1 protein-coding gene and 1 pseudogene are annotated in these 1,629 nt (G+C 28.1%); both read right to left on the bottom strand.

Annotated elements, in window-relative coordinates:
* Window positions 1-461 precede the first annotated feature (461 nt).
* Window positions 462-929, bottom strand: a complete 468-nt coding sequence (locus MPF19_RS18940; protein WP_249989838.1) for a hypothetical protein — start codon at window positions 927-929, stop codon at window positions 462-464.
* 31 nt (window positions 930-960) lie between these two features.
* A pseudogene (locus MPF19_RS19540) lies at window positions 961-1,341 on the bottom strand (DUF7668 domain-containing protein).
* Window positions 1,342-1,629: the final 288 nt, after the last annotated feature.

Genomic DNA, 1,629 nt, shown 5'->3' with positions numbered 1-1,629 from the left:
AATTCCGACAATAATTTTCATTTTGTTTAATTTTTAGAAAATTCTCAGCCTTTCTAAATGATGTTTTAGAGAAAATTCCGCACAATTTTTGTTCTTCATTTTACTCAATTCCGCCCAGTTTTGAAATTCACATTTGAGAGATTTCTCCGCAATTTAGATTTCAGCGTTTGAGTAAATTCCTTTTTGGTGAAACTTTGAAAATTCTCCAACTTTTCAAAATTTTGATTAGCGAGAGAGTGTTCCGATTTTTTCAGAATTCTGATTTACAAACTAAAAAAAAAGCCAAAATTATATTTTACTAAATGACTTGTATTCGGCTCGATTCAGCAGTTTTTGCCAACGTTGTTGTATAAGCTTTGTTGCGTTGTTTAAGCAGTGAATTTAATAAATAAAACACGAACGGCGAAATTCCGCAGGAATTTCCCAAGTGAGCCAAAACCAGCAATAAAGTTTATACGGTGTTAGCAAATGTTTTTTGTTTTTCTCTCAGTTATTGTATAAACACCTATTGGATAAAATAATGAAGAGAGTATTAGTAAAATTCTTTTTCCTAAAGATTCTGCTCTTTTAAGTAAGTGATTAATTATAATAAAATAGTTTCCAAATACTGAAATAACACCAAGAATTGCACTAATAAAAAATGTTGGTCTATATAAAGAAGCAAAAATTAATCTAAACCCAAAAGACATTGATAAAACTATTATGAAAATATCAGCTATAAATAGATAAATCAATATATTATTGAAAATTTTAAATATTCTATGGTTTATATTCTCAGTTTTTGATAGTTCTAATATTTTACTTGAAGTAATTGTTAACCAAATTATGTGAATGAATAAAGAAAGAATCAACCAGTCGTTTAAACTGGCGACTTGAATTCCTAAAAGACTGAATAAAAATAGAATTGTAAATATTATTTTCTTAATCATTTTGATATTTGATAATGCTCAAGCATCTTTTTTATGGTACATATACCTGTTTAACTTCAATTTCATATTCCTCATTTTTTTCTCTTATTTCAGCGCTTATAACCATATCACTTAATCCTTCTTCTTTAGTGAATAAGTCAATAAGTACATTCCAATAGTTTCCATAAGATATGTATACTGAGGATTCCTAAGTTTCATTTGGAAGCTCAATTAATTCTTCTCCATAATCTTCAATATATTCTTTGATTTGTACAGTAGTTTCATCTGAGATAGAATTCACGTTTTTTATTTCTGAACTTAAACTGTAATCTCCTTTTACAAAAGCTTTTACAATTTCTTTAAAACTCGATCTCCAAATGTGTGGAATCGGAAGTTCATTTTCCTCGTTTTTCTCAACTTTAATTTCATTCATTTTCTATTCTTAATTAATGTCAGATTTTGTGATTGATATTCCGTTTTTGAGTTTGAGTGATAAATATTTGCTAACGTTGATGTATAAGCTTTGTTGCGTCGTTTAAGCAGTGAATTTACTAAATAAATCACGAACGGCGAAATTCCGGAGGAATTTCCCAAGTGAGCTATAAACAGCAATAAAGTTTATACGGTGTGTTTTGACCCCTATAAAACAAGAGTAATCTTTTAAATTTCGATTATTAATTAAGCGGTTAATTTTTTGGTTAAAATTAGATGTTTATCCTGA

The organism is Polaribacter sp. Z014, from assembly GCF_023555435.1.
GTDB lineage: Bacteria > Bacteroidota > Bacteroidia > Flavobacteriales > Flavobacteriaceae > Polaribacter.
Note: the sequence above shows the minus strand (reverse complement) of the source record. Positions and strands in the feature narration are given on the sequence as shown.

Bases quoted from the DNA above. Each gene is read 5' to 3' on its own strand.
- MPF19_RS18940 (WP_249989838.1), bottom strand. From the start codon at position 929: ATGATTAAGAAAATAATATTTACAATTCTATTTTTATTCAGTCTTTTA.